Annotated in this window: 2 protein-coding genes and 1 pseudogene; 2 read left to right on the top strand and 1 reads right to left on the bottom strand. The window is 71.7% G+C overall.

The features are described 5' to 3' along the window. The coding region (gene mutL / locus ACLEQD_RS41360; protein WP_410391408.1) for a DNA mismatch repair endonuclease MutL at positions 1-1,026 on the bottom strand (1,026 nt) is incomplete at its 3' end. Between the two features lie 102 nt (positions 1,027-1,128). Between mutL and ACLEQD_RS41365 the strand changes: the two genes are divergently transcribed. Then, the gene (locus tag ACLEQD_RS41365; RefSeq protein WP_410391409.1) at positions 1,129-2,100 is read left to right on the top strand and encodes an SDR family oxidoreductase; all 972 of its coding nucleotides are present in this window, start codon (positions 1,129-1,131) and stop codon (positions 2,098-2,100) included. After that, positions 2,097-2,448 (top strand): annotated as a pseudogene (locus ACLEQD_RS41370) (hypothetical protein); the annotation flags it as partial. The gene ACLEQD_RS41365 and the pseudogene ACLEQD_RS41370, both read left to right, overlap by 4 nt.

Raw genomic sequence — 2,448 nt, forward strand, 5'->3', positions numbered from 1 at the left:
GGTTCGCGGCCTGCTGTTCGGGCGTGCCCAGCCAGGGGCCGCGCGCAGCACGCGCGAGAGGGCGGCGCTCACCGCGTCCTGCACGCCGCGGGCGTCCGCGAAGCGCACCTCCATCTTCTGGGGGTGCACGTTGACGTCCACCGCGCGGGGCTCCACGTCGATGTGCAGCACCACCACCGGCTGGCGGCCCGCGGGCAGGAAGTCCTGGAACGCGCGCTGCACGGTGCTGATGAGGCCGCGGTCGCGGATGTAGCGGCGGTTGACGAAGGTGTAGAGCCCGCGCGCGTTGGGCAGCGTGTACTCCGGCGACGCGAGGTAGCCCGTGACGACGACGCCCAGCCGGCGCTCCTCCACGGGGAACAGGTGCGCGAAGGACGCGGGGCCCAGGGCCGCGGCGATCCGCTCGCGCGGATCATGTTCGCTGACCGGGCTGGAGAACAGCTCGTTGCCCTCGTGCGAGGCGAAGAAGCCGACCTCCGGGTGCGCGAGCGCCAGGCGCACGACGGCCTCCTCGCAGTGCTTGAGCTCGGTGGCGCCCTGGCGCATGAACTTGCGGCGCGCGGGCACGTTGAAGAAGAGGTCCTCCACGGTGATGACGGTGCCCACGCGGGGCGGCGCGTCCTCCACCGTGGGCGGGCCTCCGCCCTCCACCATGACCTTGGTGCCCTCGTGCGCGTCCGGCTCCGCGGTGTGCAGTGTGAAGCGGGACACGGACGCGATGGCGGGGATGGCCTCCCCCCGGAACCCCATGGAGTCGATGTGGAAGAGGTCGTCCAGCTCGCGCAGCTTGCTGGTGGCGTGGCGCTCCAGACAGAGCGTGGCGTCCTCGCGGCTCATGCCGTGGCCGTCGTCGGAGATGGTGATGCGCCCCACCCCGCCGCCCTCCAGCTCCACGCGCACGGTGCGCGCGCCCGCGTCGAGCGAGTTCTCGCACAGCTCCTTCACCACGGAGGCGGGGCGTTCCACCACCTCGCCGGCGGCGATCTTGTTGATGAGCACGTCGCTCAGGCGCGCGATTCGGGACATGGCGATCAGCCACCCTCCGCGAACTGGATGACGTTGTCCAGAACATCACTGGCGCGCTCGGCTGACATTCCCGGACGGCTGGGCTAACACCCGCCCCTGCGAATGGAAGTGTTCCGAGCAGGCAAGGGCCCGATGCGCATCGCGGTGACAGGCGCCAATGGCGACTACGGCAAGCTGCTCCTGCCGAGGCTGGAAGCGGACCCCGGCGTGGAGAGCATCCTCGTGCTGGACACGAAGGAGCCCCAGGGGAGGAGCAAGGTGGAGTTCCACCGCGTGGACCTCACCCGCTACGACGCGGAAGCAGAGCTGACGGACGCGCTCACCGAGCGCCCCGTGGACGCCCTCTTCCACCTGGCGTTCCTCTTCGGGCCCATCCTCGACGGCCCGCTGGCGCACGAGCTGGAGGTCATTGGCACGATGAACGTGCTGACGGCGGTGGGCCGTGCCCGGCTGCCACGGCTGGTGGTGCCGTCGCTCACGGTGACGTACGGCGCGCGGGGCAACAACCCGGCGCTCCTGCGCGAGGGCTCGCCGCTGTTCGGCTGTCCGAACAGCCGGTTCGTGAACGACAAGGTGGAGGTCGAGGGACAGGTGCGGGCCTTCCGCGAGCGGCACCCGGACACGCGCACGCTGGTATTGCGGTTCGCGCCCCTGCTCGGCCGGAGCCTGGACAACCCGGTGACGCGGTTGCTGTCGCACGCCGTGGTGCCCACGCTTCTGGGATTCGACCCGCTGTGGCAGGCCCTCCATGAGGAGGACGCGGGCCGGGCGCTGCACCTGGCGCTGCGGGCGGAGGCGGCCGGGGAGTTCAACATCGTGGGGCGCGGGGTGTTGCCGCTGTCGGGGCTCATCCGCCAGGCGGGCGCGCGACCGCTCCCCCTGCCAGGGCCGTTGTTTCGTGGAGCACTTCGCGCGCTCGGGGTGGTGGGAGCGGGCACGTTGCCGGTGGCCCTGCTCGACTACATGCATTACTCCTGGGTCGCGGACGGGGAGCGCGCCGAGACCGCGCTGGGGTTCGTGCCCCTCCACCATGTCACGGACGCCGCCTCGGCGCTCAGAAGGAGCCAGTCATGACCAAGGGTGTCCTCGGGAATGATCCCTTCCAGCGGGGCGCCGCGCCTCGCGCGGGCGAGGTGAAGGACGACGCGGCCGATTCGAAGGCCGCGAAGAAGTCCGCGGCGTCGAAGTCCGCGAAGGGTGCGAAGTCAGCGGGCAAGGCGAAGAGCGCCAGGGGCGGCGCGTCGAAGTCCGGCGCGCAGGCGAAGGCCCCCAAGGGTGGCAAGGGCGCGGAGGCGAAGCAGGCCGCCGCGACGCCAAGGACGCCCGCCGCCAGGGTCCACAAGTTCGAGGCGCGCACGAACGGGCACGGGAGCGCGAAGCAGGAGCAGGACGCGCGCGACGCCGAGCGCGCGCAGGGCTCGC

It is taken from the genome of Corallococcus sp. 4LFB, from assembly GCF_046520365.1.
In the GTDB taxonomy this organism is placed as follows: Bacteria; Myxococcota; Myxococcia; order Myxococcales; family Myxococcaceae; genus Corallococcus; species Corallococcus caeni.

What these genes read in the sequence shown, in the direction of transcription:
- ACLEQD_RS41365 (WP_410391409.1), top strand. Translation starts at nt 1,129, where the DNA reads ATGGAAGTGTTCCGAGCAGGCAAGGGCCCGATGCGCATCGCGGTGACA.